Genomic DNA, 26,795 nt, shown 5'->3' with positions numbered 1-26,795 from the left:
CACCGGTCCGGCCGATTTCCCACCGAGGAGTGCCCCGCATGCCCATCGCGACCCCCGAGGTCTACGCCGACATGATCCGCCGGGCCAAGGAGGGCGGGTTCGCCTATCCGGCGATCAACTGCACGTCCTCGGAGACGGTGAACGCGGCCCTCCGCGGCTTCGCCGACGCCGGCAGCGACGGGATCATCCAGTTCTCCACCGGCGGCGCGGAGTTCGCCTCCGGCACGAAGGTCAAGGACATGGTCACCGGCGCGGTGGCGCTGGCGGAGTTCGCGCACGTCGTGGCCGAGAAGTACCCGGTCAACGTGGCCCTGCACACCGACCACTGCCCCAAGGACAAGCTCGACTCCTACGTCCGCCCTCTGATCGCCCTGTCGCAGGACCGCGTGAACGCCGGGCAGGAGCCGCTGTTCCAGTCGCACATGTGGGACGGCTCCGCGATCGACCTCGACGAGAACCTGCAGATCGCCGAGGAGCTGCTGGAGAAGGCAGCCGCCGCGAAGATCGTGCTCGAGGTGGAGATCGGCGTCGTCGGCGGCGAGGAGGACGGCGTCGCGCACGACATCAACGAGAAGCTCTACACCGCCGAGGGCGACTTCGTGGCCACCGCACGCAAGCTGGGCCTGGGGGAGCGGGGCGTCTACCTGCTCGCTGCGACCTTCGGCAACGTCCACGGCGTCTACAAGCCGGGCAACGTGAAGCTGCGGCCGGAGATCCTCAAGCAGGGTCAGGACGTCGTCGCCAAGGAGTTCGGCACCTCCGACGACAAGCCCTTCAACCTGGTCTTCCACGGTGGGTCCGGCTCGGCGCAGTCGGAGATCCGCGAGGCGCTGTCCTACGGCGTCGTGAAGATGAACGTCGACACCGACACCCAGTACGCGTTCACCCGGCCGATCGTGGGCCACATGTTCACCAACTACGACGGCGTCCTCAAGGTCGACGGCGAGGTCGGCAACAAGAAGGCCTACGACCCGCGCAGCTACCTCAAGGCCGCCGAGACCGGCATGGCCGCGCGCGTCGTCGAGGCGTGCGAGGACCTGCTGTCCGCCGGTCAGTCGCAGGCCGGCTGATGACTCACAGCCACCCCAATCTGCTGGGCGAGCCGCCGGTCACGCTGCTGCCCGCGAACCCGGAGGCGGACGCGGAGCTGGCCGCGGGGAACCCGGCCGCCGAGGTCGCGGCCCGGCACCCCACGGTCAGCGCGGCCTGGGCGGCGCTCGCGGAGGAGGCGCTGAACCGGCCCGAGCGGGTGCTCCGCGACACCGTCGAGGGCTACGCCTACGCCCGCACCGGCTACCACCGTGGCCTGGACGCGCTGCGCCGCAACGGGTGGAAGGGCTTCGGCCCGGTGCCGTGGTCGCACGAGCCCAACCGGGGTTTCCTGCGCTGCGTGACCGAGCTGGCGAAGGCCGCCGAGGCCATCGGCGAGTACGCCGAGCAGGAGCGCTGCACCCAGCTGCTCCGCGATTGCGACCCCAGTCTGGCGCCCTGACCTGGGCATGAGCCCCGGAAGTTTGCGATGGGTTGCAAATGATCATCAATCTTCCTGTACGGCGCCGACCAGGCGCCCGTAGGAATGAGGATGAGCAATGGTGACCCTGTTGTGGATCCTTGCCGTCGTCCTGGTGATCGCCGGAATCTTCGCGATCTTCCGTGGGCAGATGCTGTGGGGCATCGTGCTGATCATCGTGGGTCTGCTCGTCGGCCCTGGCGGTGTCAGCGTCTTCACCTGACCGGCGTCCGGGCTCCCGTCCCCGCGGGAGCCCGGACGCGGATCAGCGGCCGCCCAGCTCCGAATGCAGGTCGGTCAGCGCATCGGTGAGGGCGCTGAACTCCTCGCCGCCGGCCATCAGCCGCATCAGGTCCGAGGCGTCGACGTCCTCGCGGCTGAGCGTGCCCGCCACCCGCCCGTGCGCCAGCAGCAGGAAGCGGTCACCGACCAGGTGCGCGTAGCGCGGGTTGTTGGTGACCAGCAGGACAGCGAGCCCGTCGCTGCGCGCCGCCACGATCGCCTGCAGGAGCAGCGTCTGCTGGGCGACTGTCAGCGGCGCCGTCGGCTCGTCGACGACGAGCGCCCGCGCACCGAAGTGGAGCGCCCGGGCGATCGCCAGGCTCTGCCGCGCCCCGGCCTCGAGCGTGCTCGCGGGCTGGTCGGGATCCAGCCGGTGCACGCCCACGCGGGCCATGGCGCGGGCGGTGGTCTCCCGTGCCCGCTCGACGTCCAGACGCCGCAGCGGCCACGCGCCGCGGGTCGGTTCGGCGCCGAGGAAGAAGTTGCGCCAGATCGACAGCAGCGGGGCGACGGCCAGGTCCTGCCAGACCGTTGCGACCCCGGCTTCCCGCGCCTGCTTCGGCGAACGGAAGTGCACCGGTTCCCCGCCGAGGAGGAGCTGGCCCTCGTCGTGCCGGCGGAGTCCGGAGAGCACCGAGACCAGCGTCGACTTGCCGGAGCCGTTCTCCCCGAGGACGCAGGTGATGGTCCCCGCCGGTAGGGCCGCGTTCACGCGGCACAGCGCCGCCACGCTGCCGTAGCGGACGGTCAGCCCCCGCAGCTCCAGCTCGGGCACGCCGGAGTTCACCGTCCCGGTCACGACCGCGGCACCATCTTCAGCCGGTGCCGGACCACCCCGTTGGCCAGCAGCGCGACCAGCAGCAGGACGCCGAGCAGCGCCTGGAACCACGGCGGGTCCCAGCCGGCGAGCGTGATGCCCTGCCGCGCGACCGCGTACAGCAGGGCGCCGACGGACGCTCCGATCGCGGAGCCGTAGCCGCCGGTGAGCAGGCAGCCCCCGATCACCGCGACCACGACGAAGTCGACGGCCACCGCGAGCCCGGGGGCGCCGACCTGGACGCCGTCCAGCCGGATCAGCGCCAGGGTGCCGATCAGCCAGCCGGCGACGGCGGTGAGGCAGAACAGGGTGAGCGTCGTCCGCCGGACCGGGACGCCGAGCTGCCGGGCGGCGCGGCGGGCCCCGCCGCTGGCGAAGACAGCGTTGCCGAAGCGCGTACGCCACAGCGCCCACGTCGCGAGCGCGGTCGCGGCCAGCCACCACACCAGGGAGACGCGGAAGCGGCCGTCGCCGATCTGCATGGTCGCGCCGAAGACAGCGGAAGCGGAGTCCCAGCCGCCGGCCTCCTCCAGCCCGGCGACACGGGCCGAACCGGCCACTGCCTCGGCGCCGGCCTGCGACGTGCCCTGCAGGACCAGGAACGTCGCGAGCGTGACGAGGAAGCTCGGCAGCCCGGTGTTCACCACGAGGAAGCCGTTGATGAGGCCGACGGCGAGCGCGACGGCCAGCGACCCGCCGAGCGCGGGCCAGGCGCCCCAGCCGGCGTATTCGATGAGCAGGGCCGTCACCAGCGAGCTGGCCACCGCGAGCACACCGATGGAGAGGTCGAACTGGCCGGCGATGAGCAGCAGGGCGACCGCGACCGCGCCGATGCCGAGCAACGCGGCCACGTCGAGGACGCCGGCCAGCCCGCCGGACGTGAGCAGCGCCGGCGCCTGGATGCCGAAGACCACGACCACGACCACCAGGCCGACGAGCGCGGGGAGGCTGGGCCGCGCGAGCACCCGGCTCAGCAACCGCCGACCGCGCGTGAGCTCGACCGGTGCCACGCCCAGCGCGGGCAGGCGGTCGGTGATCACCGGTGCACCCGGGAGGGAGGCCGGAGCCCGGTGAGGGCGCAGGACGTCGGCAGCGGGACCTCCTCGACGAGCGGGGTGCCGCCCAGTGTCCACGACGGGAACGTGAAGATTGCAGCGACCCGGTCAGGCCTCCTGCAGGGGGTCCTTCGTCAGGGCTGCAGGCGCCACCGCACACGGTGGTCGGCGTACCAGGTCCACCGGTTCACCGGGCGCCGGTACGGGACGCCGTCCCGGACGATCCGCGCGGGATCCGACGCCATCTGCAGAGCCCGTCCGCTCGTGTGCCGGGTCGGCCGCAGGGGCTGGGTCATGACCGTCACCCCGATGGTGTCGACCGCCTGCCAGTCGGGGCGGACGTCGATGCGGGTGATCTCGCCGTCGGCGACCTTGATGTCGTCGTGGTGCGCCTGCAGGCCCAGCCGCCGGCTCAGCGCCCGGCGTCCGTCACCGGCCGCCTCGATCCGCCCGTGGTGGAGCAGCACGCCCCCGTGGTCGTCGCGGACGAGGCAGAGGTCCCGCGGCTCCCCGGTGCCGACGCCGATGTCGCGGGCCAGGCCGACGGAGTTCTTGTCGCCGGCCGGCTCCCAGGCGACCGGGACGAGCGCCGTCCGGTCGGCCTTCAGCAGCTGGGTGAGGACGGCGGCCAGGGCCGGGACCGCACCGCGGACGACGACCGATTCGGCGTCGCGGACCGCGGCGACGTCGGCGTCACGGGGGGCTTCACCGGGCTCCAGGCGGCGGAGGTCCAGCTGGACGGAGGCCATGCCGATACCCTTCCATCCGACCCACCCCGCCGCCCGCTCGCCAGCCGCGAACCGCCTGGTGCCGTTCTACCGAGGAGATCCAGGACCCGATGCCGGCTGTCGTGCTGATCGGTGCCCAGTGGGGGGACGAGGGCAAGGGCAAGGCCACCGACCTCCTCGGCGGCCGCGTGCCCTACGTCGTCCGCTACCAGGGCGGCAACAACGCCGGGCACACGGTGATCACGCCGGACGGCGAGCGGTACGCCCTGCACCTGATCCCCTCGGGCATCCTCACGCCCGGGTGCACCCCGGTGATCGGCAACGGCGTGGTGATCGACCCCGAGGTGCTCATCGGCGAGCTCGCCGGCCTGGAGGAGCGTGGGGTCGACACCTCGCGGCTGGTCATCTCCTCCGACGCGCACCTGATCATGCCGCACCACCGCGCCCTGGATAAGGTCACCGAGCGGTTCCTGGGCAAGCGCAAGATCGGCACCACCGGCCGCGGCATCGGCCCGGCCTACGGCGACAAGGTCGCCCGCGTGGGCATCCGCGTGCAGGACCTCCTCGACCTGTCGATCCTCCGGCAGAAGCTCGAGGGCACCCTGCAGGAGAAGAACCAGATCCTGGTCAAGGTCTACAACCGCAAGGCGATCGACGTCGACGAGGTCGTCGAGGAGTACGCGCAGTACGCCGAGCTGCTCAAGCCGCGCATCGCCGACACCCGCCTGCTGCTGGGCAACGCGCTCGACGCCGGCGATTGGGTGCTCCTGGAGGGTTCGCAGGGCACGCTCCTCGACGTCGACCACGGCACCTATCCGTTCGTGACGTCGTCCAACCCGACGGCGGGCGGGGCCGCCGCCGGTTCCGGCATCGGGCCCACCCGGATCGAGCGGGTGGTCGGCATCCTGAAGGCGTACACGACCCGCGTCGGCTCGGGCCCGTTCCCGACGGAGCTGTTCGACGCCAACGGCGAGTACCTGCGCACGCAGGGCGGCGAGGTCGGCGTCACCACCGGCCGCGACCGGCGGTGCGGCTGGTTCGACGCCGTCGTCGCCCGCTACGCCAGCCGGGTCAACGGCATCACCGACTACTTCCTGACCAAGCTCGACGTCCTGTCCGGGCTGGAGACGGTGCCGATCTGCGTGGCCTACGACGTCGACGGCGTCCGCCACGACGAGATGCCGATGACGCAGACCGAGTTCCACCACGCGACGCCGGTCTACGAGGAGATGCCGGGCTGGTTCGAGGATCTCCGGCACTGCCGCACGTTCGAAGAGCTGCCGAAGAACGCCCAGGCCTACGTGCAGCGGCTCGAGGAGCTGGCGGGCGCCCGGATCAGCGTGATCGGCGTCGGTCCCGGCCGCGACGAGAACGTGGTCATCAATGACTTGATCGGTTGATCCTCCGGATCAACCGACGAGGCCAGGTGCTGTCCCCCATCTGCGGGCGGCCTGTCCCGGCTCCTTCTCTGGGGACCCTGCGGGTGCCCGTCATCGGGTCACACCAGGGCGGTGGCGAGTTCTCCGATCGCGCGGACGGCGAGCTCGGGGGAGTCGGTGATCAGGCCGTCGACGCCCAGCGCCAGGAGCTCCCGGGCCTCGCCGAGTGCGTCACCGAGGGCGTCGGGTGCGTCGCCCACCCGCAGGTGCTGGGGCAGGAAGGCGTTCTCCGCCCGCAGGGTCCAGCAGAAGACCGACAGCGCCGCACGGTGCGCCTCGTCCACGAGGGCGGAGCGACCCGTGACCGGGAGCCCGTCGTCGCCGATGAGCACGCGGTCGCAGCTGGGCGCGACGCCCTGCGCGTACGTGGAGATCTCGCGGAGCCCGGCCGGGGTGACCATGGCGTCGCCGTTGGCGAAGTCGTCGACCAGCTGCACCATCTGCGGGCCGTCGTCACCGAGGGCCGCCCGCACGTCGCGGAGCACCCGGGGGTCGAACGACTGCAGCATCACCGGGCCCTGGGCGTCGGTCGCGTCGAGCCGGCGCAGCTCCTCGGTGACCAGCTCGGCCATCGGCAGCTCGGAGTCGAGAGCGTCACCGGCGTGCTTCAGCTCGGCCAGCACCTTGATCTCGCGCTCGGGCGTGGAGTGGGTACGGGCCAGCTCGACGACCTCGGCGAGGGTGAGGATGCCGAACTTCCCGTCGTAGGCGGAGTTCAGCGGCCGCAGCTCCGGCATGCGCTCGACGGCGCGCAGGGTGGTCAGCTCGGCGTAGGTGAAGTCCTCGGCGAACCAGCCGGTGCAGGTCTCGTCCTTGACGACCTTGGTGGTGCGGCGGTCGGCGAACTCCGGACGGGTGGCGACGTCGGTGGACCAGGAGAGCTCGCTCTCGTGGCGGACGACGAGGACGCCGTCGCGGCTGATGACGACGTCGGGCTCGATCAGTTCGGCACCGAGGTCGATCGCCAGCTCGTAGCTGGCGGTCGTGTGCTCCGGCCGGTAGGCCGGTGCCCCGCGGTGCCCGATGACGACGGGCAGGGAAGAGCGGGTCGCCGGCATCTGTTCCGGCAACGCTGTCGCGCGCATGTCCCTCACCACACCTGAATCGGATGTCGGGACGGCGAACTGAAGTGAACGTGTCGTCCACAATTCGGAAGACACCACTCTGACCAGCACGGCACCATGCGCCACGTGAGCGATCTCTCAGTGCTCGGCTGGACGCCCGACCGCGTCGGTCAGCTGCCGCCGGACAGCGCCCCGGCGCGGGTGTTCCGGGTGGACAGGGGCCGGTTGAGCGTGCTGACGGCCGGGGGCGAGGCCCGCGTGCACCCCGCATCGGCGCTCTACGACGAGGCCGGGTCGGGCGCTCCGGCGGTCGGTGACTGGGTCGCGCTGCGCGGCGAACAGGCCGTCGCCGTCCTCCCTCGAAGGAGTGCCTTCGTCCGCACCGTGGCCGGCCGGACGTCGGCGGCGCAGGTGGTCGCGGCCAACCTCGACGTCGTCCTGGTCGTCGACGCGCTCGCCGGCGAGGCCCGCCTGCGACGGGTGGAGCGCTACCTCGCGGTGGCCTGGAGCAGCGGTGCGACGCCGGTCGTCGTCCTCACGAAGGCCGATCTCTGCGACGACGTCCCCGCGGCCGTGGCACTCGTGGCCGAGGACGCCCTCGGCGTCGACGTGCTCGCGGTGAGCTCCGTCACCGGCGAGGGTCTGGACGCCGTCCGCGCGCTGCTCGGGCCCGGCCGCACCGGGGCCATGGTGGGCCCCTCCGGCGTCGGCAAGACGAGCCTGGCCAGCGCCCTGGCCGGGAGGGTCCTCGGCGCGACGCAGGAGATCCGTGACGACGGCCGCGGCCGGCACACCACCACCGCGCGCGAGCTGCACCTGCTGCCCGGCGGCGGGCTGCTGATCGACACCCCGGGCATGCGCGAGCTCGCGCTCTACGACGACGAGGGCGGCGTGGACGCCGCCTACGCCGACGTCGCCCAGCTCGCCGCCGAGTGCCGCTTCCGCGACTGCGGGCACCGCGGCGAGCCGGGCTGCGCCGTCGCGGCGGCCATCGACGACGGCCGGCTCGATCCGTCCCGGTTCACCGCCTGGCGGAAGCTGCAGGCGGAGGCGCACCGCCAGCTGCTGCGGGTCGACGCCCGCGCGCGGCGGCCCCGTCCAGGGCACCGCCGCGAGCTTGCGAGGGGTGGGGAGGACGGGGTCCTCTTTCGGCTGCGGTGATGGCCGCTCGGTAGCTTTCCTCCGTGCGCGTGCTCGTGATCGGCTCCGGTGCCCGGGAGCACGCCCTGTGCGTGGCTCTCTCCTCCGACCCCGCGGTGAGCGGGCTGGCCTGCGCGCCCGGCAACGCCGGTACCCGCGCGGTCGCCGAGCCGCTGGCGGTCGACGCCGCCGACCCGGTGTCCGTGGCGGCGATCGCGCAGGAGTGGCGGGCCGATCTCGTCGTCATCGGGCCCGAGGTGCCGCTGGTGGCCGGGGCGGCGGACGCCGTCCGGGACGCCGGCATCCCCTGCTTCGGGCCCTCCGAGGAGGCGGCGCAGCTGGAGGGCAGCAAGTCCTTCGCCAAGCACGTGATGGCCGCCGCCGGGGTGCCGACCGCGAGGTCCTGGCCGGTCGGCGGCCCCGCCGAGCTGGAGACGGCCCTGGACGAGGCCGGGGCACCGTACGTGGTGAAGGACGACGGCCTGGCCGCCGGCAAGGGCGTGCTCGTCACCGACGAGCGCGCCGCGGCCGTCGCCCACGGGCACCGGGTGCTCGACGCGGGGGGAGCCGTGCTCGTCGAGGAGTACCTCGACGGCCCGGAGGTGTCGCTGTTCGCGGTCACCGACGGCACGACCGTCGTCCCGTTGGTGCCGGCCCAGGACGCCAAGAGGCGGGACGACGGTGACGGCGGGCCGAACACCGGCGGGATGGGCGCCTACGCGCCGCTGCCCTGGGCGCCGCCCGGCCTGGTGGACGAGGTCATGGCGACGGTGCTGCAGCCGACCGTCGACGAGATGGCCCGTCGCGGGGAGACCTTCAGCGGGCTCCTCTACGCGGGGCTCGCGCTCACCTCGCGCGGCGTCCGCGTCGTCGAGTTCAACGCCCGGTTCGGCGACCCGGAGACGCAGGTCGTGCTGCCGCTGCTGGAGACGCCGCTGGCCGGCCTCCTGCACGCCGCGGCCACCGGCACGCTCGCCGAGCACCCGCCGCTGCGCTGGCGGGAGGGTGCCGCGGTGACCGTCGTCGTCGCCGCGCCGGGCTATCCCGAGTCGCCGCGCACGGGGTCGGCGATCACGGGGGCCGACGGCGAGGGCGTGCTGCACGCGGGGACGGCGCTGGCCGCCGACGGCTCGGTGATCTCCGCCGGCGGCCGGGTGCTCTCGGTGGTGGGCCTCGGTGCCGACCTGGCGGCCGCCCGGCAGACGGCCTACGAGCGGGTGGCCGCCGTCCGGCTGGCCGACGCGCACTGGCGGACCGACATCGCGCTGGCAGCCGTCGAGGGCCGCATCGCACCGCCTACTTCGCGGTGACGGCGGGCTTCGCCCGGTCGGGCCGCGGCTCGGGCGGGCGCGGCCCCTCGTGCCGCCGGCTCAGGTAGGTGCCGGCGACGTTCGCGCACGCGACGGTGGGGACGGCGATGAGCGCGCCGAAGATCCCGCCGATGAGCAGACCTGCCGCGATCGACAGCACGACCGCGAGCGGGTGCACGTGCACCGCGCGGCCCAGCAGCAGCGGCTGCAGGACGTGCCCCTCGAGCTGCATGACCAGCACGACCACGCCCAGCGCGATGAGTGCCTTGATCGGGCCCACCGACACCAGCGCGACGAGCACCGCCACCGAGCCGGCGAGGAACGAGCCGATGATCGGGATGAAGGCGCCGAGGAAGACCAGCGCCGCCAGCGGGATCACCAGCGGAACGCCCAGGATCGCCAGGCCGATGCCGATGCCGACCGCGTCGACCAGCGCGACGGCCGCCGTCGCCCGCACGTAGGAGATCAGCGTCCGCCAGGAGCGCCGGGCCGCCTCGTCGATGTAGGCCCGGGACTCGCGCGGGAAGAGCCCGACCAGCCACAGCCAGATGGACCGGCCGTCCTTGAGGAAGAAGAACAGCGTGAACAGCGCCAGGACGATGCCGGTGAAGACCTCGCCGACGGTCGCCGCGGTGGTGATCGCGCCGGACGTGATCGTCTCCTGGTTGTCGACCAGGGTCTCCTGCACCGCGGCGACGGCATCCTCGAGCTGGCCGCGCGTGATCGGGAAGGTGCGGACGACGAAGCTCTGCACCTGCCCGATGCCCTCGCTGACCTGGCTCGCCAGATCGGAGAAGCCCGCGGAGAACCGCTCGATGACCAGCGTGATGATCCCGGCGACCACGGCCAGGCCGACGAGGAGCATCGCCGTCGCGGCCAGCCCCTTGGGCCACCCGCGGCGGACCAGGGAGGCGGCCCCGGGCTGCAGGAGGGCGGCCAGGAGCAGGGCCACGAGCACCGGGACGACGACCACGGCGACGTACGCGGCGGCGTAGAGCAGCACGTAGAAGCCGGCGATCACCACGATCAGCCGCCACGACCACGCCGCCGCCGTCCGCAGGCCGTTCGGGACGCCGTCCTCGGGTGCCGACCGGCGGTCGGCGCCGGACATCAGCCGGCGCGACCGCTCCCCGGGGCGGTGGGGTCGGCCACCCTCCGGGGGTCCGCTGACCGGACCGGGCGCGACGGCGCCGTCGACGTCCGGGGCGCCGGACTCGGGGCTGCCCAGCGGTGGCTGCTCGGAGGCGGTCTCGTCGTCCTCGTGGGGGAGCTCCACGAAGTCGATCGGCTCGTCGTCATGGTGCCGGTCGTGGTCATGGTGCCGGTCGTGCCAGCCGTGCGGATCGTGCTCGCGGGCCGCGCGGATGCGCTCGCGGGCCCGCGCGGTGAGGTCGCTGGCGCGTCTGAGCATCACGCACCTCCGCCCTGCTTCTAGGGGCCGTCCATGATCACGCTAGCCCTGCGGGAGGATGTCTCCGTGGTGCGACGAGCTGAGCTGTGTCCGGCGGTACCCGCATGATCGAGCGCTACACGCTCCCGGAGATGGGGCGGGTCTGGAGCGACCAGCACAAGTACGAGCTGTGGTGCAAGGTCGAGGCGCTCGTCCTGGAGGCGCACGCGGCCGCCGGCCGGGTGCCCGCCGACGTCGTCGAGCCGGTGCGCAACGCCCCGCCGCCGACGCCCGAGCGGGTCGCGGAGATCGAGGAGACGACGCAGCACGACGTCATCGCGTTCCTCACCGCGTGGGCGGACAACACCGAGCCGCGCTCTGCGGCCGCGTACGTGCACCACGGGATGACGTCGTCCGACCTGCTGGACACCGCGCTCGCCGTCCAGCTCACCGACGCCACCGACGTCCTGCTGGCCAAGGCCGACCGGCTGGTCGCCGCACTGCGCGACCACGGGCTGGCACACCGGGACACGATCAAGGTCGGCCGCACCCACGGCGTGCACGCCGAGCCCGACGTGTGGGGCCACCGGGTCGCCGACCTGGCGTTCGCGGCCGCGCGGTCGCGGGACCGCCTCCGCGAGGCGCGGGCGCGCGTGGGCGTGGTGGCCATCTCCGGCGCCGTCGGCACGTACTCGCTGATCGACCCGTCGGTGGAGGTGTTCGTCGCCGAGGCGCTGGGCCTGCGGCCGGCGGACGCGTCGACGCAGGTGGTGCTCCGCGACTCCATCAGCGAGTGGGTCTCGGCCCTGGCGATCATCGCCACGGTCTGCGAGGCGATCGCGCTGGAGGTGCGGCACGGCCAGCGGACCGAGGTGCGGGAGCTGTCGGAGGCGTTCGGCTCGGGCCAGAAGGGCTCGAGCGCGATGCCGCACAAGAAGAACCCGATCCGCTCCGAGCGCATCGCCGGGCTCGCGAGGGTGGTGCGGGCCGCGATCGTGCCGGTGATGGAGGGCATCCCGCTCTGGCACGAGCGCGACATCTCGCACTCGTCCACCGAGCGGGTGTTCCTGCCCGACGCCGCGATCACCACCGACTACCTGCTCGACCTGACGGCCGGGCTCGTGGAGAACCTGGTCGTGGACACCGATCGGATGCGGGCCAACCTCGAGTCCACGGGCGGGCTCATCTACACGTCGTCGGTGCTGCTGGAGCTGGTCGAGGGCGGGCTCTCGAGGGAGGACGCGTACTCGCTGGTGCAGTCGGCGGCGATGGAGACGTGGCAGTCGGGGACGCCGTTCCGCGAGACGCTGCGGGGACGGGCGTCGTCCTCGGGCGTGACGCTGGACGAGGCGCGGCTGGACGAGATCTGCCGGCCGGAGAAGTACGTGGCCAACCTCGGGCCGCTGTTCGACCGGCTGGCCAAGCTCACGTGAGTCTGGGACTGCCCCTGGTGGCGCGGGGCAAGGTGCGCGAGATCTACGACGCGGGTCCCGGGCAACTGCTGCTGGTCGCCTCGGACCGGATCTCCGCCTACGACCACGTGCTGCCGACGCCGATCCCGGACAAGGGCCGGGTGCTCACCCAGCTGTCGGTCTGGTGGTTCGAGCAGCTGACCCCGGTGCTGGCTGAGTTCGGCGCCTCCCACCACCTGATCAGTGCCGACGACGTCCCTGCGGAGGCGGCCGGACGCGGGATGCTCGTCCGGCGGCTGGAGATGCTGCCGGTCGAGTGCGTCGCCCGTGGCTACCTGTCCGGGTCCGGGACGGTCGAGTACTCGCGCACGGGCTCGATCCGGGACGTCGCGCTGCCGGCCGGACTGGTCGAGGGCTCGCGGCTGCCGTCGCCGGTGTTCACGCCGTCCACGAAGGCCCCTTACACCGACCACGGAGTGGGGGAGCACGACGAGGCGATCGACTTCTCCGCCGTGGTCTCCGCCGTCGGTGTCTCCCGTGCGGAGGAGCTGCGCGCCCTGACCCTGGCGCTGTACTCGCGCGCGGCGGAGATCGCGTCGGGCGCCGGGATCGTGCTGGCCGACACGAAGTTCGAGTTCGGGCTCGCCGGCGACTCCCTGGTGCTCGGCGACGAGGTGCTCACGCCCGACTCCTCCCGCTTCTGGCCGGCCGGGACGTGGTCGCCCGGCTCGGCGCAGCCCTCCTACGACAAGCAGTACGTGCGCGACTGGCTGACGTCGTCCGGCTGGGACCGGGTGTCCCCGCCGCCGGAGCTGCCGGACGACGTGGTGGCCGCGACCCGCGAGCGCTACGTCACCGCCTTCGAGCAGCTGACCGGTCGGAGGTTCGGCTGATGCGGCGCACCCGCGGCGGCATCGCGTACTTCACCGGCGGCACGGGCGGGCACCTCCTGCCCTCCTCCACGGCCTCGGCGCGACGGCGGCGGTCTGGCGGCGGCTGTTGCCCCTGGTGGCGGAGTCGTGGCCCGGCCGGTGGGCCGCGCCCGATCTGCGCGGTCACGGCCTCTCGCTCGCGGAACCGCCCTACGGCTACGCCGTGCACGCCGCCGACGTGGCGGAGCTCGCCGCCGAGCTCGGTGCGTCCCGGGTGACGGTGCTCGGCCACTCCTTCGGCGGGGTCGTGGGCGCCGTCCTCGGCAGTGGGTGGTACGGCGTCGACGTCGACCGCGTCGTCGCGCTCGGCGTGAAGGTGGACTGGACCGACGACGAGGTGGCGCGCGCGCAGGCGATGTCGCGCCGTCCGGCCCAGGTGTTCGGCAGCTCGGCGGAGGCCGCCGACCGGCACCTGAAGCTCGCCGGCCTGCGTGACCTCGTCGACCCGGCCGACCCGGTTGCCCACGCGGGTGTGCGCGTCGCTCGCGGGGGGTGGGTCGCCGCGCTGGACCCGCGGGCGTTCGGCGCCGTCGGACCGTCGGTGGAGACGGTCCTGGCGCGCAGCGCGGCGCCGCTGCGGCTCGCGGCGGGCTCGGCGGACCCGATGGTCGGCCTGGAGTCGATGCGCCGCGTCGACCCGGACGCCGTCGTGCTCGACGGCGCCGGCCACAACGCCCACTGGGAGTCCCCCGACGCAGTGTGGAAGCTGCTCGCATAGTCGGGCGACATCGGCGACCTCGTCGCATAGAGCGCGTTGTGGCGACCACTTCGCCGATCTCGCCGGGGTTGTGGATTGCCTGCCTCGATGGCTGCCGATTCCTCGATGCTCTCCGGGTGCCCAGGCGAATGCCACGATCACGGATCACCGGTCCGACCACCCGATCGGCCGCACGTGCAGCGGGGCTGAGCGACAGGGAGCTGAGGCATCCGCAGGTTGCGCGGCTGTCGCGCGACACATACCTCCCTGACGCCTTGCGCGGTCAACTGACCGGTCGCCTTGCCGCCGTCCTGCTCACTGCTCCGCCCGGTGCAGTGGTCAGTCACCTGTCCGCAGCGGACGTCTGGGGACTTCAGATCCCGATGCGGCCCAGGGACGACGATCGCGTGCACCTGACCGTGCCACCGGGATCACGGGCGGAGAGTCGCATCGACCGCCGGCTGTACCGGATCCCACTGGACGAGGCGTCGGTCGTCCGGCGACGCTCGCTGCCGGTGACGTCGCCGGCGAGGACATGGCGGGATCTGGCAGGCGTCCTCGAGCGCCCTGCACTCCTCGCGGCCACCGATCAATTGCTCAATGCGCTGGTCAGCCTACCGACGCTCCAGGCCGAACTCCTGCGCCGTCCCAGCGGCCGCGGCTCCGCACGGGCGCGAGACGTCCTGCCGCTGGCCGACCCGCGGTCGGAGTCGCCGATGGAGTCGGTTCTGCGATGGCTCGTCCATCGGGGAGGACTGCCCCGTCCCGTCCCGCAGTTCGTCGTCCGGGACGTGGACGGCATCGTCGGACGAGCAGATCTGGCCTGGCCCGAGCAGAAGGTGATCGTCGAGTTCGACGGCGACATCCACCGGGAGCGAGATGTCTTCGTGAAGGATGCGCGGAGGCAGAACCGCCTCATCACAGCAGGGTGGACGGTGCTGCGCTTCACCTCGGCGGACATCTACGGCAAGGCGGACGAGGTCCTTCGCCAGATCAGGCGCGCTCTCGGTCTCTGACGACATCGGCGTTCTCGTCGTGAAACCGCGCCCTTTGCGACCACATCGCCGATCTCGCGGGGCGGGCGGGTCCAGATCTGGGTCCAGGTACCCTCGTCGGCGTGTCCCGGGTGGTCGTCGACGTGGTCCTCAAGCCGGAGATCTCCGACCCGCAGGGACAGGCGGTACTGGGCGCGCTGGGGCGCCTCGGTCACGACGGCGTGACGAGCGTCCGCCAGGGCAAGCACTTCGTCCTCGAGGTCGACGGCACGCCGGACGAGGCCGAGCTCAAGCAGATCGCCGAGACGCTGCTGGCCAACCCCGTCATCGAGGACGTCGAGCTGCACCTCCCGACCGACTAAAGAGAGCAACTGTGCGCATCGGTGTTCTGACCTTCCCGGGATCCCTGGACGACGTCGACGCCGCCCGCGCGGTGCGCCTGGCCGGCGGTGAGCCGGTCGCGCTGTGGCACGCCGACCACGACCTCAAGGACGTCGACGCCGTCGTCCTCCCCGGTGGCTTCTCCTACGGCGACTACCTGCGCGCCGGTGCCATCGCCGCCCGCGCACCCCTGATGCAGGACGTCGTCGCGCGCGCCCGCCAGGGGCTGCCCGTGCTGGGCATCTGCAACGGATTCCAGGTGCTGTGCGAGGCCGGCCTGTTGCCGGGCGCGCTCACCCGCAACAGCCACCTGCACTTCCGCAACCGCGACCAGGTGCTCGTCGTCGAGCGGGCCGACACCTCCTGGACCAGCGACTACGCCGAGGGCCAGCGCATCGTCATCCCGGTGAAGAACGGCGAGGGCCGGTACGTCGGCTCGCCGGAGGACCTCGACCGGCTCGAGGGCGAGGGCCGGGTCGTCTTCCGGTACGCCGACGGCAACCCGAACGGATCCAGCCGGGACATCGCCGGGGTGACCAGCGAGAACGGCCGCATCGTCGGACTCATGCCGCACCCCGAGCACGCGGTCGAGGACCTCACCGGCCCGAGCACCGACGGCCTGGGCTTCTTCAGCAGCATCCTGAAGGCCGCGGTGGCGGTGTGAACGTCGACACCGTCGAGCGGGCGGAGAAGACCCCCGAGGACGAGCAGCCGTTCGCCGAGCTGGGTCTGAAGACCGACGAGTACCTGCGCATCCGCGACATCCTCGGCCGCCGGCCCACCACCGCCGAGCTGGCCATGTACTCGGTGATGTGGAGCGAGCACTGCTCCTACAAGTCGAGCAAGGTGCACCTGCGGCAGTTCGGCGACCTGCCGCACAGCGAGGCGCTGCTCGTCGGGATCGGCGAGAACGCCGGCGTCGTCGACGTGGGCGACGGCTACGCGGTCACCTTCAAGGTGGAGTCGCACAACCACCCGAGCTACGTCGAGCCGTACCAGGGGGCGGCCACCGGCGTCGGCGGCATCGTCCGCGACATCCTCACCATGGGCGCCCGCCCGATCGCGGTCATGGACTCCCTCCGCTTCGGCCGCGCGGATGCGCCCGATACGGCCCGCGTCCTGCCCGGCGTCGTCGCCGGCGTCGGCGGCTACGGCAACTGCCTCGGCCTGCCCAACATCGGTGGTGAACTGCTCTTCGACGACTGCTACGCCGGCAACCCGCTGGTCAACGCGCTGTGCGTCGGTGTCATGAAGCACGAGGACGTCCGGCTGGCCAAGGCCGAGGGCGTCGGCAACAAGGTCATCCTCTTCGGCGCCCGGACCGGCGGCGACGGCATCGGCGGCGTGAGCGTCCTGGCCAGCGAGACGTTCGACGAGCACGGCCCGGCCAAGCGCCCGAGCGTGCAGGTCGGCGACCCGTTCACCGAGAAGCTGCTCATCGAGGCCTGCCTGGAGATCTTCGCCGCGGACCTCGTCACCGGCATCCAGGACCTGGGCGGCGCCGGGCTGTCCTGCGCGACCTCCGAGCTCGCCAGCGCCGGCACCGGCGGCATGCACGTGGACCTCGACACCGTCCCGCTCCGCGACAGCACGCTCACGCCCGCTGAGATCCTGATGAGCGAGTCGCAGGAGCGCATGTGCGCGATCGTCGAACCGGCCAAGGTCGAGGAGTTCCTCGCCGTCTGCCGCAAGTGGGACGTGCTCGCCACCGTCATCGGTGAGGTCACCGAGGGCGACCGGCTCACCGTCGACTGGCACGGCGAGCGGATCGTCGACGTCCCGCCGCGCACCGTCGCCCACGAGGGCCCGGTCTACGAGCGGCCCATCCGGCGGCCGGCCGACCTCGACCGCCTGCAGGCCAACAGCGCGGCCGACCTGCCGAGGCCCCAGTCCGGCGCGGAGATCCAGGCCCACTGGCTCGCCGTCATCAGCAGCCCGGACGGCGCCGACAAGACGTGGGTCACCGAGCAGTACGACCGCTACGTCCGCGGCAACACCGTGCTGGCGCAGCCCGAGGACGCCGGCGTCGTCCGCATCGACGAGGACACCCACCGCGGCATCGCACTGGCTCTCGACGGCAACGCCCGCTTCGCCCGCCTCGACCCCTACGCCGGCGCCCAGCTGAACCTCGCCGAGGCCTACCGCAACGTCGCCGTCTCCGGCGCCAAGCCCCTCGCCGTCACCAACTGCCTGAACTTCGGCTCTCCCGAGGAACCGGAGGTGATGTGGCAGTTCGCCGAGGCCGTCCGCGGCCTGGCCGACGGCTGCCGCGAGCTCGGCCTGCCGGTGACCGGCGGCAACGTGAGCCTCTACAACCAGACCGGCGACGTCCCGATCAATCCGACCCCCGTCATCGGCGTCCTCGGCGTGCACGACGACGTCCGCCGCCGGATCCCCGGCGGCTGGCGGACCGACGGCGAGACGGTGCTGCTGCTCGGCGAGACCCGCGAGGAGTTCGGCGGCTCGGCGTGGGCATCGGTCGTGCACGGACACCTCGGCGGCATGCCCCCGCAGGTCGACCTACCCGCGGAGCGCGCCCTCGGCGACCTGCTCGCCGCCCTCGGTCGCGAGGGTCTGGTCACGTCGGCGCACGACCTCGCCGACGGCGGCCTCGCCCAGAGCCTCACCGAGTCCGCCCTCCGCTACGGCATCGGCGCCCGGCTCCACGTCACGGGCGACCCGTTCGCCCAGCTCTTCAGCGAGTCGACGGCCCGCGCCGTCGTCACCACGAACGACCCGGGTGCGGTGAAGACGACGGCCCAGTGGGCCGGTGTCCAGGTCGTCGAACTGGGGACGACGGGTGGCGACTCCCTGGTCGTCGACGGGCTCCTCGACCTGCCGCTGGCCGAGCTGCGGGCCGCGTGGTCGGCGACGCTCCCGGCACTGTTCGGCAGCCCCGAGGCCGCGATCGGCACCGTCCCGGCGGGCACCGTCCCCACGAGCTGATGCCGGCCCCGATCCCGGCCGAGGAGCTGCGGGCCGCCGTCGACCCGGTGCGGCCGTGGCTCGCCGGCGAGGCCGACCAGCCGCCGCGCTCCGTGGTCGGCGCCGCGGTCAGGACGACCGCCCGGTGGCTGGCGCAGCAGGTGCCCGGCCGCTCGGTGGAGTTGCGGGTCCCGCCGCACGTCGCCGTCCAGTGCGTGGAGGGGCCGCGGCACACGCGGGGCACGCCGCCCAACGTCGTCGAGACAGACGCGGCGACCTGGCTCCGGCTCGCGACCGGTGCCACGACGTGGGACGACGCGGTCGCCGCCGGACATGTCGTCGCCAGCGGCAACCGCGCCGACCTGAGTGCTCTGCTCCCTCTGTCACCGCTCCGCAGGTGACACAGCGGCCAGGAGCCGTCCTCAGCTGAGCCGAGCCGCTGCGTCGCGCCTGTGCGCACCCCTCCGGAGCCCACTCGGCACGACCGGAACTACCCGGTGAAGAGCTTGAGGGCGGTCTTGACGGTCTGGAACAGGCCGTAGGCCAGCGGTACCCCCACCAGCGTCCAGGCGAAGGCGATGAGCCCCGCCGGGGTGTGGGTGGTGGCGGGACGGTCGTTGGTCGACAGGGCCGAGCTCATCGGGCGGCGCTCCGTTCCGGGGTGTGGTGCTCGTGGGTGAACTCCTCGACGGCATCGGCCGACTCGTGCCACTTGGCGGCCACCGGCTTCACGAGCAGGTTCGCGACGAAGCCGACGGCCAGCAGGCCGACCATGATGAAGAGGGCCGGGCGGTAGTCACCGGCCACGAGCTGACCGGGCGTGCCACGCGCGTCCAGCACCCCGTTGATGATCAGGGGACCGGCGACGCCCGCTGCCGCCCAGGCGGTCAGCAGCCGGCCGTGGATCGCGCCGACCTGGAAGGTGCCGAAGAGGTCGCGCAGGTACGCCGGGACCGTGGCGAAACCGCCGCCGTAGAAGCTGATGATCAGGGCGGCGGTGATGACGAAGATCCAGGTGGCGGAGCTGCCGAGCGTCGCCAGCACGAGATAGAGCACGATCCCGACGCCGAGATAGACCATGTAGATCGGCTTGCGGCCGATGTAGTCCGACGTCGTCGACCAGATGAACCGGCCGCCCATGTTGAACAGGGACAGGACACCGACGAAGCCCGCGGCCGCCGAGGCCGCGACGAGCGACCCGTCACCGGTGCGGAAGAAGTCCTGGATCATCGGAGACGCCTGCTCCAGGATGCCGATCCCCGCGGTGACGTTGCAGAAGAGGACGATCCACAGCAGCCAGAACTGCGGAGTCCTGACCGCGTTGTTCGCCGACACGTTCTCCGTGGTGACCAGCGCCTTCTTCTTCACCGTCGACGGGTCGAAGCCCTCCGGCCTCCAGTCCGCGGCGGGCACCCGCACCAGGAAGGCGCCGAACATCATGAACAGCAGGTAGAGCACGCCCAGCGTCAGGAACAGCTTGGCGACGGCGTCGCCGCTGGCCACCGACGCGGCGTCGGTCGGCACGTAGTCCGGGTCGTAGAAGCTCATCAGCTGGCGCGACAGCGGTGAGGCGATGAGCGCGCCGCCGCCGAAGCCCATGATGGCCATGCCCGTGGCCAGGCCCGGACGGTCGGGGAACCACTTGATCAGCGTGGAGACCGGCGAGATGTAGCCGATGCCGAGGCCGATGCCGCCGAGGACGCCGTAGCCGAGGTACAGCAGCCACAGCTGCTCGGTGGCGATGCCGAGCGAGCCGACGAGGAAGCCCGAGACCCAGAAGACCGCGGAGGTGAACATCGCCGCCCGGGGGCCGTTCCGGTCCACCCAGGTGCCGAAGAGGGCCGCGGACAGTCCGAGCATCACGATGGCGATCGAGAAGATGATGCCGATCGCGGTCAGGCTCGTGTCGAAGTGCTCGACCAGCGCGGTCTTGTAGACGCTGGTCGCGTAGGCCTGGCCGATGCAGAGGTGGACGGCGAGCGCTGCCGGCGGGATCAGCCAGCGGTTGAACCCCGGTCGAGCGACGATGCGCTCCCGGGCGAGGAAGCTGGGAACTGCCACGGATGCAACCTCCGGGAGCGGGCGGGACGAAACGGTCGGACGCAATAGGGCCGCGTGCTGTGAGATTCGCCGCGACCGGGTCGGACCGTACGACGGCCCGCGCCTACCCGCGCGTTGAAGGAGTGTGCGGCCCTCCTGCAGGGGCCCGGCGCGAGCTTGCGAGCGCTGGGGGGCAGGAGGGTCCTTTCACTAGGCTCGGCCCATGGCCTACGAGGTGAAGGGCGTCGTCGCCCGCAGCAAGGGTGCACCGGTCAGTATCGAGACGATTCTCGTGCCCGATCCGGGTCCGGGTGAGGCGGTCGTGGACGTGCAGGCGTGCGGCGTGTGCCACACCGACCTGCACTACCGCGAGGGCGGCATCAACGACGACTTCCCGTTCCTCCTCGGCCACGAGGCGGCGGGTGTCGTGTCGGCCGTCGGCGCGGGCGTGACGAACGTGGCCGTCGGCGACTACGTGATCCTCAACTGGCGGGCGGTCTGCGGGCAGTGCCGCGCCTGCCTGAAGGGCCAGCCGCAGTACTGCTTCGCGACCCACAACGCCGCCCAGAAGATGACCCTGGCCGACGGCACCGAGCTCTCCCCGGCGCTGGGCATCGGGGCCTTCGTCGAGAAGACGCTGGTGCACTCCGGGCAGTGCACGAAGGTCGACCCGGCCGCCCCGCCGACGGCGGCGGGCCTGCTCGGCTGCGGGGTCATGGCCGGCGTCGGCGCCGCGATCAACACCGGCGGCGTGCAGCGCGGCGAGAGCGTCGCGGTCTTCGGCTGCGGCGGTGTGGGCGACGCCGCCATCGCCGGCGCCCGGTTGGCCGGCGCGACGACGATCATCGCCGTCGACATCTCCGACAAGAAGCTCGAGTGGGCCAAGGGCATGGGCGCCACCCACACGGTCAACTCGTCCGAGACCGACGCGGTCGAGGCCATCAAGGCCCTGACCGGAGGGTTCGGGGTGGACGTCGCCATCGACGCGGTCGGGCACCCGAAGGTGTTCGAGCAGGCGTTCTACGCCCGCGACCTCGCCGGCCGGGTGGTGATGGTCGGCGTCCCGACGCCGGGCATGAGCATCGAGCTCCCGGCCATCGAGATCTTCGGCCGGGGCGGGGCGATCAAGTCCTCCTGGTACGGCGACTGCCTCCCGAGCCGCGACTTCCCGATGCTCATCGACCTCTACCTGCAGGGCCGCTTCGACCTCGACGCCTTCGTCTCCGAGACGATCGGTCTCGAGGACGTCGAGGAGGCGTTCGAGAAGATGCACCGGGGCGAGGTGCTGCGGTCCGTGGTGGTCCTGAAGTGACCCCCCGCGTCGACAAGGTCGTCGTCCCCGGCGTCTTCAGCCTCGACGGGCAGGACTTCGACGTCGAGAACAACGTCTGGCTCGTCGGTGACGACGACGAGGTGCTCGTCATCGACGCGCCCCACGACGCGGCGCCCATCGTGGAGGGGATCGGCGGCCGCCGGGTGACCGCGATCGTGCTCACCCACGGCCACAACGACCACATCACTGCGGCGCCGGCCCTGCGCGAGGCCACCGGCGCGCCGATCTGGTTCCACCCGATGGACCGGATGCTGTGGGACGTCGTGCACACCGACGCCGAACCCGATTCCGAGCTGACATCGGCCAGCAGGTTCACCGTGGCCGGCATCGAGCTGGTCACCCTGCACACGCCCGGTCACTCGCCGGGCAGCGTCTGCCTGCACGCGCCCGACCTGGGCACCGTCTTCACCGGCGACACGCTGTTCCACGGCGGCCCGGGGGCGACCGGCCGCTCCTACAGCGACCGGCCCACGATCGAGCACTCCATCCGGTCCGAGCTGTTCACGCTGAACGGCAACACGGTGGTGCGGACCGGGCACGGCGACGACACGACGATCGCGGCGGAGCTCCCCACCATCGGCTGAGCCCGGCGATCACCGCCCGGTCGCGTCGTCCCCGTCCGGGTGGGGGCCGGTGCGTTCCATGCGCTGGCGGATCGCGGCGACGTTCAGCGCCAGGTCCTCGAGCGCCTCGACGGCACGCGTCGCGAGTGCGAACGTGAGGTTCTCGCGCTGCTGCTGGGCGCTCGGCTCGCGGCCGCGGGACTCCCGCGCCGAGCGGGTCGCCGCCGCCCACGGGTCCTCGTCGCCGTGCGCGTCGCCGAACAGCTCGCGCATCATCCGTTGGGCCATCGCGAGGAAGTCGCTCGGGTCGGGTCGGTCGCTGGGCATCGGACCCTCCTCTCCGGAGACGTCCAGCATGACGCAGGGACGACGGGACCGCGCCCAGTGATGCCATGTCGAACAGTGGCCACCTTCACCCCACCCGCCCCGGGAACCGTCGTCCACGCCGGTACCCTCAACAGGTGCCCCGCGGTGATGGACGGCTGACGCACGACCTCGATCCCCACTCTCCTGGTCCCCAGGACGCCTGTGGCGTCTTCGGGGTCTGGGCGCCGGGCGAAGAGGTCGCGAAGCTGACCTATTTCGGCCTGTACGCGCTCCAGCACCGCGGTCAGGAGGCGGCGGGCATCGCGGTGTCCGACGGCGCCTCGGTCGTGGTCTACAAGGATCTCGGGCTGGTCAGCCAGGTCTTCGACGAGGCCACCCTGGGCAGCCTCCGCGGGCACATCGCGGTCGGCCACACCCGGTACTCCACGACCGGTGCGTCGACGTGGGAGAACGCGCAGCCGACGTTCCGCACCACCGAGGCCGGCACCGGGCTGGCGTTGTGCCACAACGGCAACCTGGTCAACACCTCCGAGCTCGCGACGAAGGCGGCCGACGCCGGCGTGCCCGGAGTCTTCTCGGCCACGACCGACTCCGACCTGATCACCGCGCTCATCGCCGCCCACCCGGACCTGTCCATCGAGGCCGCGGCGATGGAGGTGCTCCCGCAGCTGCGGGGGGCCTTCTCGATCACCTTCATGGACGAGGACACCCTCTATGCCGCGCGCGACCCGCAGGGTGTCCGGCCCCTGGTCCTCGGCCGGCTCGAGAGGGGCTGGGTCGTCGCCAGCGAGACCGCAGCGCTCGACATCGTCGGTGCCTCCGTGGTCCGCGAGGTCGAACCGGGCGAGCTCATCGCCATCGACGAGAACGGGCTGCGCAGCCAGCACTTCGCCCATCCCGAGCCCAAGGGCTGCGTCTTCGAGTACGTCTACCTCGCGCGGCCCGACACGACCATCTCCGGCCGCGGGGTGCACGCCGCCCGCGTCGAGATCGGCCGCCGGCTGGCCAAGGAGCACCCGGCCGAGGCCGACCTGGTGATCCCGGTGCCGGAGTCGGGCACCCCGGCGGCCGTCGGCTACGCCGAGGCGTCGGGCATCCCGTACGGCCTGGGCCTGGTGAAGAACTCCTACGTCGGGCGCACCTTCATCCAGCCGTCGCAGACGATCCGCCAGCTGGGCATCCGGCTGAAGCTCAACCCGCTGCGCGACGTCATCCGCGGCAAGCGGCTGGTCGTCGTCGACGACTCGATCGTGCGCGGCAACACCCAGCGGGCGCTCATCCGCATGCTGCGCGAGGCGGGCGCGATCGAGGTGCACGTGCGCATCTCCTCGCCGCCGGTGAAGTGGCCCTGCTTCTACGGGATCGACTTCGCCAGCCGCGCCGAACTCGTCGCCAACGGCCTCGACATCGACGGCGTCCGCGCCTCGATCAACGCCGACTCGCTCGGCTACGTCTCCGAGCAGGGCCTGATCGCCGCGACCGAGCAGCCGGCCAACCGGCTCTGCACCGCGTGCTTCACCGGTCAGTACCCGATCCCGCTGGGTGAGTCGGAGGTGCTGGGCAAGCACGTCCTCGAGGGGATCGAGCACCGCGCCATCAGTGGCTGGACCGGACAGCGGGCCGGCAGCGCGAACGTGCCGGGCGGCGCCGAGGACGCGCTCACCAGGCCGTGAGCGGCGAGCAGTTCACGTACGCGGCCTCCGGCGTCGACATCGACGCGGGGGAGCGCGCCGTCACGCTGATGCGCGCGGCGGTGGAGAAGACCAACCGGCCCGAGGTCGTGGGCGGCCTCGGCGGCTTCGCCGGGCTCTTCGCCCTGGACACGACCAAGTACCGCACGCCCCTGCTGGCCTCGTCCACGGACGGCGTCGGCACGAAGATCGCGCTCGCGCGGCAGCTGGACCGCCACGAGACGGTCGGCATCGACCTGGTCGCGATGGTCGTGGACGACCTCGTGGCCTGCGGCGCCGAGCCGCTGTTCCTGCAGGACTACGTGGCCTGCGGCAAGGTCGTCCCCGAGCGGATCGCCGCGATCGTCACGGGCATCGCGGCCGGCTGCACGCAGGCCGGCGCGGCCCTCGTCGGCGGGGAGACCGCCGAGCACGGCGACCTGATGGACGCCGACGAGTACGACCTCGCCGCCACCGCGGTGGGCGTGGTCGAAGCGGACGCCGTCCTCGGTCCCGAGCGGGTGACCGCCGGCGACGCGGTGATCGCGATGGCCTCGTCCGGTTTCCACTCCAACGGCTACTCGCTGGTGCGCCGGGTCGTCGCTGCCGCCGGGCTCGACCTGCACACCACGCCGGCCGGCCTGGACCGGCCGCTGGGCGAGGAGCTCCTCGAGCCGACGCGTATCTACGCCCGCGACTGCCTGGCGCTCGTCGCCGAGCTCGGGGTCGGGAGCGTGCACGCCTTCGCGCACATCACCGGCGGCGGGCTGGCCGGCAACACCGCCCGCGTGGTGCCCGACGGGCTGGCGGCCGTCCTCGACCGCGCCACCTGGGCGCTGCCGGCAGCTGTGCGCCTTATGGAGGAGCACGGCGTGCCCAGGGAGGAGTCCGAGCGCGCGTTCAACTGCGGGGTCGGCATGGTCGCCGCCGTCGCCGGCGAGGCCGCGGACGCGGCGGTCGCCCAGCTGGTCGCCGCCGGGATCCCGGCCTGGGTCGCGGGCAGCATCGAGCCCCGGGCGGACGACGGGTCTCCCGCCGCCCATCTGGTGGGCACCTACCGCTAGTAGGAGGACCCCCGTCCCCCTCATCCCTCGCACGCTCGGGACGAGCCTCTGGACGGGGGCCTTCAGCGGCTAACGAGGGCTGGCCGCCCAGTCGTCGTCCGCGTCGTCGTCCGCCCATTTGTCGGCGTAGACGTCGTCCTCGTCCTCGTCGTCGTCCGTCGTCGGCCGCGCAGGGGCGGTGTACGACGACGGTGCACCGGTGAGTTCTTTCTGCAGAGCAGAAAGGTCGGTGTTGGGTGAGCTGTACTTGAGCTCACGGGCCACGCGTGTCTGCTTGGCCTTCGCTCGGCCGCGCCCCATCGGCTCGACCCCCTCGCTACGGAGTACGGAAGTCCAGCCCACGGGCTGGACGGCCCGCCTGGCGACCCCGACTGAGTGACAATGTCTTGGACAACCTTACGACACCGACCGCCGCCGAGCACACGTCCCTCCCTCCGACGGGGAGCGCGACCACGATCAGCGCTGGGTCAGCGGTGTCTCACCGCGGGGGAGACCCCGCTGGACGAGTGGTGATCTTCCCGCGGCGGTGGGGAACCGGGTTCAGTGGGGCAGGCGGATGGTGGCCAGCCGACCGACAGTGGCCATGCGCTCCTCGGCCAGCCGGTCGGCGGCCGCGGCGGGGGAGACCCCCTCGTCGTCGGCGGCCCGGAACACCCGCAGCGCGACGTCGACGATGCCGTCCGCCCTCGCCTTGGCCCGGTCGAACGAGAAGCCGTGCCGCTCGTCCTCGACCTGGATGACCCCGCCGGCGTTCACCAGGTAGTCAGGGGCGTAGAGGATGCCGCGGGCCCGCAGCTGCTCGGCGACCTCGGCCGTGGCGAGTTGGTTGTTCGCGCCGCCGCAGACGATCCGGGACGGCAGGACCGCCACGGTTCCGGGGTCCAGCGCGCCGCCGAGGGCGTTGGGGGAGTAGACGTCGTGCGAGGTGCGGATCAGCGTCGCGGTGTCGGGCACGGCCTTCACCGAGGGGTGACGCGCCTGCACCCGCTCGACCGCGGTCGGGTCGACGTCGGTGACGAGCACGTCCGCGCCGTCCTCGACGAGGTGCCCGATCAGGTGCGAGCCCACCTTGCCGGCGCCGGCCACGGCGACGGTGCGGCCGGCCAGCGACCGTGCACCCCAGCAGTGCTGCGCGGCCGCCTGCATGCCGAGGAAGACGCCGTAGGCGGTGAGCACCGAGGAGTCCCCGCAGCCGCCGTAGGCCTCCGACCGCCCGTGCGCGTAGCGGGTCTCGCGGGCGACCACGTCGAGGTCGGCGTTGTAGGTGCCGACGTCGCAGGCGGTCAGGTACCGGCCGCCCAGCGCCTCGACGAACCGGCCGTAGGCGCGCAGCAGCGCCTCGGTCTTGTCGGTGTGCGGGTCGCCGATGATCACGGCCTTGCCGCCGCCGAGGTCGAGGCCGGCGAGGCTGTTCTTGTACGACATCGCCTTCGACAGCCGCAGGGCGTCGGCGACCGCCGCTTCCTCGCTCGCGTACGGGTAGAAGCGGGTGCCGCCGAGCGCCGGGCCCAGCGCCGTGGAGTGGACGGCGATGACCGCCTTCAGCCCTGAGTCGGCGTCCTGGCAGAAGACGACCTGTTCGTGACCCGAGCTCAGTATCTCCACGGTCCGAGCCTAGATCGCGCCGCGCGTGTCGCCCGTCCGTGGTGCCCCGCGCGGGTCCCGCCGCGCCGGGCCACCGGTGCGGGCATGATCCTGGAGCGACACACGGCGGGGCGAGG

At 72.5% G+C, this 26,795-nt stretch carries 27 protein-coding genes and 1 pseudogene; 18 read left to right on the top strand and 10 right to left on the bottom strand.

The window, feature by feature from the left end:
• Window positions 1–38: 38 nt before the first annotated feature.
• The 3 genes from fbaA (at window position 39) to E4P40_RS27895 (ending at window position 1,733) form a co-directional block, all read left to right on the top strand.
• The gene (gene fbaA, locus E4P40_RS03475) at window positions 39–1,070 is read left to right on the top strand and encodes a class II fructose-bisphosphate aldolase (protein WP_135157310.1); all 1,032 of its coding nucleotides are present in this window, start codon (window positions 39–41) and stop codon (window positions 1,068–1,070) included.
• Window positions 1,070–1,492 (top strand): DUF3151 domain-containing protein, encoded by a 423-nt coding sequence (locus E4P40_RS03470; protein ID WP_135157308.1) that lies wholly within the window; start codon window positions 1,070–1,072, stop codon window positions 1,490–1,492. The genes fbaA and E4P40_RS03470 overlap by 1 nt, the downstream gene beginning before the upstream one ends.
• 97 nt (window positions 1,493–1,589) lie before the next feature.
• Window positions 1,590–1,733 (top strand): GPGG-motif small membrane protein, encoded by a 144-nt coding sequence (locus E4P40_RS27895; protein ID WP_167762092.1) that lies wholly within the window; start codon window positions 1,590–1,592, stop codon window positions 1,731–1,733.
• Window positions 1,734–1,775: 42 nt separating this feature from the next.
• On the opposite strand, the gene E4P40_RS03465 is transcribed toward E4P40_RS27895, so the two are convergent.
• The 3 genes from E4P40_RS03465 to E4P40_RS03455 form a co-directional block, all read right to left on the bottom strand.
• The gene (locus tag E4P40_RS03465; RefSeq protein WP_209305174.1) at window positions 1,776–2,591 is read right to left on the bottom strand and encodes an ATP-binding cassette domain-containing protein; all 816 of its coding nucleotides are present in this window, start codon (window positions 2,589–2,591) and stop codon (window positions 1,776–1,778) included.
• Window positions 2,588–3,649, bottom strand: a complete 1,062-nt coding sequence (locus E4P40_RS03460) for an ABC transporter permease (RefSeq protein WP_209305173.1) — start codon at window positions 3,647–3,649, stop codon at window positions 2,588–2,590. Before E4P40_RS03460 ends, E4P40_RS03465 begins: the two co-directional genes overlap by 4 nt.
• Before the next feature lie 149 nt (window positions 3,650–3,798).
• Window positions 3,799–4,413, bottom strand: coding sequence for a hypothetical protein (locus E4P40_RS03455; RefSeq protein WP_135157306.1), 615 nt, complete (start codon window positions 4,411–4,413; stop codon window positions 3,799–3,801).
• A gap of 89 nt (window positions 4,414–4,502) precedes the next feature.
• Here E4P40_RS03455 and E4P40_RS03450 point away from each other — a divergent pair, with 89 nt between their 5' ends.
• On the top strand, window positions 4,503–5,792 hold the full coding sequence (locus E4P40_RS03450) for an adenylosuccinate synthase (protein WP_135157304.1): 1,290 nt from the start codon (window positions 4,503–4,505) through the stop codon (window positions 5,790–5,792).
• A gap of 98 nt (window positions 5,793–5,890) precedes the next feature.
• On the opposite strand, the gene E4P40_RS03445 is transcribed toward E4P40_RS03450, so the two are convergent.
• Complete coding sequence (locus E4P40_RS03445; protein ID WP_135157302.1) at window positions 5,891–6,916, bottom strand: glycerophosphodiester phosphodiesterase family protein; 1,026 nt, start codon at window positions 6,914–6,916, stop codon at window positions 5,891–5,893.
• 105 nt (window positions 6,917–7,021) lie between these two features.
• Between E4P40_RS03445 and rsgA the strand changes: the two genes are divergently transcribed.
• Window positions 7,022–8,056: a ribosome small subunit-dependent GTPase A gene (rsgA, locus tag E4P40_RS03440; RefSeq protein WP_135157300.1), complete on the top strand. Its 1,035-nt coding sequence runs from the start codon at window positions 7,022–7,024 to the stop codon at window positions 8,054–8,056.
• Window positions 8,057–8,079: 23 nt separating this feature from the next.
• Window positions 8,080–9,345, top strand: a complete 1,266-nt coding sequence (gene purD, locus E4P40_RS03435; RefSeq protein WP_135157298.1) for a phosphoribosylamine--glycine ligase — start codon at window positions 8,080–8,082, stop codon at window positions 9,343–9,345.
• Here purD and E4P40_RS03430 read toward each other — a convergent pair.
• Entirely contained in the window at window positions 9,332–10,756 is a 1,425-nt protein-coding gene (locus E4P40_RS03430) for an AI-2E family transporter (RefSeq protein ID WP_135157296.1), read from the bottom strand. The two genes, purD and E4P40_RS03430, sit on opposite strands and share 14 nt — an antisense overlap.
• A 104-nt stretch (window positions 10,757–10,860) precedes the next feature.
• On the opposite strand from E4P40_RS03430, the gene purB reads away from it, so the two are divergent.
• From purB to E4P40_RS03390, 8 genes and pseudogenes are all read left to right on the top strand, one after another.
• Entirely contained in the window at window positions 10,861–12,168 is a 1,308-nt protein-coding gene (gene purB / locus E4P40_RS03425) for an adenylosuccinate lyase (protein WP_135157294.1), read from the top strand.
• Window positions 12,165–13,040: a phosphoribosylaminoimidazolesuccinocarboxamide synthase gene (locus E4P40_RS03420; protein ID WP_135157292.1), complete on the top strand. Its 876-nt coding sequence runs from the start codon at window positions 12,165–12,167 to the stop codon at window positions 13,038–13,040. The genes purB and E4P40_RS03420 overlap by 4 nt, the downstream gene beginning before the upstream one ends.
• Window positions 13,041–13,113: 73 nt before the next feature.
• A pseudogene (locus E4P40_RS03415) lies at window positions 13,114–13,797 on the top strand (alpha/beta hydrolase); the annotation flags it as partial.
• Window positions 13,798–14,183: 386 nt separating this feature from the next.
• A complete protein-coding gene (locus E4P40_RS03410; RefSeq protein WP_167762090.1) occupies window positions 14,184–14,792 on the top strand; it encodes a DUF559 domain-containing protein in 609 nt (202 codons plus the stop codon).
• A gap of 101 nt (window positions 14,793–14,893) precedes the next feature.
• Entirely contained in the window at window positions 14,894–15,133 is a 240-nt protein-coding gene (purS, locus tag E4P40_RS03405; protein ID WP_135157286.1) for a phosphoribosylformylglycinamidine synthase subunit PurS, read from the top strand.
• Between the two features lie 11 nt (window positions 15,134–15,144).
• On the top strand, window positions 15,145–15,816 hold the full coding sequence (gene purQ, locus E4P40_RS03400) for a phosphoribosylformylglycinamidine synthase subunit PurQ (RefSeq protein ID WP_135157284.1): 672 nt from the start codon (window positions 15,145–15,147) through the stop codon (window positions 15,814–15,816).
• Window positions 15,813–18,098, top strand: a complete 2,286-nt coding sequence (gene purL, locus E4P40_RS03395) for a phosphoribosylformylglycinamidine synthase subunit PurL (protein ID WP_135157282.1) — start codon at window positions 15,813–15,815, stop codon at window positions 18,096–18,098. The genes purQ and purL overlap by 4 nt, the downstream gene beginning before the upstream one ends.
• Window positions 18,098–18,478, top strand: coding sequence for a sterol carrier family protein (locus E4P40_RS03390; RefSeq protein WP_135157280.1), 381 nt, complete (start codon window positions 18,098–18,100; stop codon window positions 18,476–18,478). Before purL ends, E4P40_RS03390 begins: the two co-directional genes overlap by 1 nt.
• An 89-nt stretch (window positions 18,479–18,567) precedes the next feature.
• On the opposite strand, the gene E4P40_RS27890 is transcribed toward E4P40_RS03390, so the two are convergent.
• Entirely contained in the window at window positions 18,568–18,717 is a 150-nt protein-coding gene (locus tag E4P40_RS27890; RefSeq protein ID WP_167762089.1) for a hypothetical protein, read from the bottom strand.
• Window positions 18,714–20,138, bottom strand: coding sequence for an OFA family MFS transporter (locus E4P40_RS03385; RefSeq protein WP_135157278.1), 1,425 nt, complete (start codon window positions 20,136–20,138; stop codon window positions 18,714–18,716). The genes E4P40_RS27890 and E4P40_RS03385 overlap by 4 nt, the downstream gene beginning before the upstream one ends.
• A 202-nt stretch (window positions 20,139–20,340) precedes the next feature.
• On the opposite strand from E4P40_RS03385, the gene E4P40_RS03380 reads away from it, so the two are divergent.
• Window positions 20,341–21,429 carry an S-(hydroxymethyl)mycothiol dehydrogenase gene (locus E4P40_RS03380; protein ID WP_135157276.1) on the top strand — a complete coding sequence of 363 codons (1,089 nt, stop codon included), beginning with the start codon at window positions 20,341–20,343 and terminating at the stop codon, window positions 21,427–21,429.
• The gene (locus E4P40_RS03375; RefSeq protein ID WP_135157274.1) at window positions 21,426–22,034 is read left to right on the top strand and encodes an MBL fold metallo-hydrolase; all 609 of its coding nucleotides are present in this window, start codon (window positions 21,426–21,428) and stop codon (window positions 22,032–22,034) included. Before E4P40_RS03380 ends, E4P40_RS03375 begins: the two co-directional genes overlap by 4 nt.
• 9 nt (window positions 22,035–22,043) lie before the next feature.
• Here the strand turns inward: E4P40_RS03375 and E4P40_RS03370 are convergent, their stop codons facing one another.
• Window positions 22,044–22,340, bottom strand: a complete 297-nt coding sequence (locus E4P40_RS03370) for a hypothetical protein (RefSeq protein ID WP_135157272.1) — start codon at window positions 22,338–22,340, stop codon at window positions 22,044–22,046.
• A gap of 134 nt (window positions 22,341–22,474) precedes the next feature.
• Between E4P40_RS03370 and purF the strand changes: the two genes are divergently transcribed.
• Window positions 22,475–24,013: an amidophosphoribosyltransferase gene (purF, locus tag E4P40_RS03365; RefSeq protein ID WP_135157270.1), complete on the top strand. Its 1,539-nt coding sequence runs from the start codon at window positions 22,475–22,477 to the stop codon at window positions 24,011–24,013.
• Window positions 24,010–25,074, top strand: coding sequence for a phosphoribosylformylglycinamidine cyclo-ligase (purM, locus tag E4P40_RS03360; protein WP_135157268.1), 1,065 nt, complete (start codon window positions 24,010–24,012; stop codon window positions 25,072–25,074). Before purF ends, purM begins: the two co-directional genes overlap by 4 nt.
• Before the next feature lie 69 nt (window positions 25,075–25,143).
• Here purM and E4P40_RS03355 read toward each other — a convergent pair whose 3' ends face one another.
• Window positions 25,144–25,374, bottom strand: coding sequence for a DUF3073 domain-containing protein (locus tag E4P40_RS03355; RefSeq protein ID WP_135157267.1), 231 nt, complete (start codon window positions 25,372–25,374; stop codon window positions 25,144–25,146).
• A 240-nt stretch (window positions 25,375–25,614) separates the two neighbouring features.
• Window positions 25,615–26,679 (bottom strand): Glu/Leu/Phe/Val dehydrogenase dimerization domain-containing protein, encoded by a 1,065-nt coding sequence (locus tag E4P40_RS03350; protein ID WP_135157265.1) that lies wholly within the window; start codon window positions 26,677–26,679, stop codon window positions 25,615–25,617.
• Window positions 26,680–26,795 lie beyond the last annotated feature (116 nt).

This window comes from Blastococcus sp. CT_GayMR20 (genome assembly GCF_004570345.1).
This window is presented reverse-complemented; position numbering and strand designations above follow the sequence as displayed.

Coding starts and splice junctions, on each gene's coding strand:
- fbaA (WP_135157310.1), top strand. CDS start 39: ATGCCCATCGCGACCCCCGAGGTCTACGCCGACATGATCCGCCGGGCC.
- E4P40_RS27890 (WP_167762089.1), bottom strand. CDS start 18,717: ATGAGCTCGGCCCTGTCGACCAACGACCGTCCCGCCACCACCCACACC.
- E4P40_RS03390 (WP_135157280.1), top strand. CDS start 18,098: ATGCCGGCCCCGATCCCGGCCGAGGAGCTGCGGGCCGCCGTCGACCCG.
- E4P40_RS03445 (WP_135157302.1), bottom strand. CDS start 6,916: ATGCGCGCGACAGCGTTGCCGGAACAGATGCCGGCGACCCGCTCTTCC.
- purB (WP_135157294.1), top strand. CDS start 10,861: ATGATCGAGCGCTACACGCTCCCGGAGATGGGGCGGGTCTGGAGCGAC.
- E4P40_RS03355 (WP_135157267.1), bottom strand. CDS start 25,374: ATGGGGCGCGGCCGAGCGAAGGCCAAGCAGACACGCGTGGCCCGTGAG.
- E4P40_RS03455 (WP_135157306.1), bottom strand. CDS start 4,413: ATGGCCTCCGTCCAGCTGGACCTCCGCCGCCTGGAGCCCGGTGAAGCC.
- E4P40_RS27895 (WP_167762092.1), top strand. CDS start 1,590: ATGGTGACCCTGTTGTGGATCCTTGCCGTCGTCCTGGTGATCGCCGGA.
- E4P40_RS03470 (WP_135157308.1), top strand. CDS start 1,070: ATGACTCACAGCCACCCCAATCTGCTGGGCGAGCCGCCGGTCACGCTG.
- E4P40_RS03370 (WP_135157272.1), bottom strand. CDS start 22,340: ATGCCCAGCGACCGACCCGACCCGAGCGACTTCCTCGCGATGGCCCAA.
- E4P40_RS03450 (WP_135157304.1), top strand. CDS start 4,503: ATGCCGGCTGTCGTGCTGATCGGTGCCCAGTGGGGGGACGAGGGCAAG.
- E4P40_RS03430 (WP_135157296.1), bottom strand. CDS start 10,756: ATGCTCAGACGCGCCAGCGACCTCACCGCGCGGGCCCGCGAGCGCATC.
- E4P40_RS03380 (WP_135157276.1), top strand. CDS start 20,341: ATGGCCTACGAGGTGAAGGGCGTCGTCGCCCGCAGCAAGGGTGCACCG.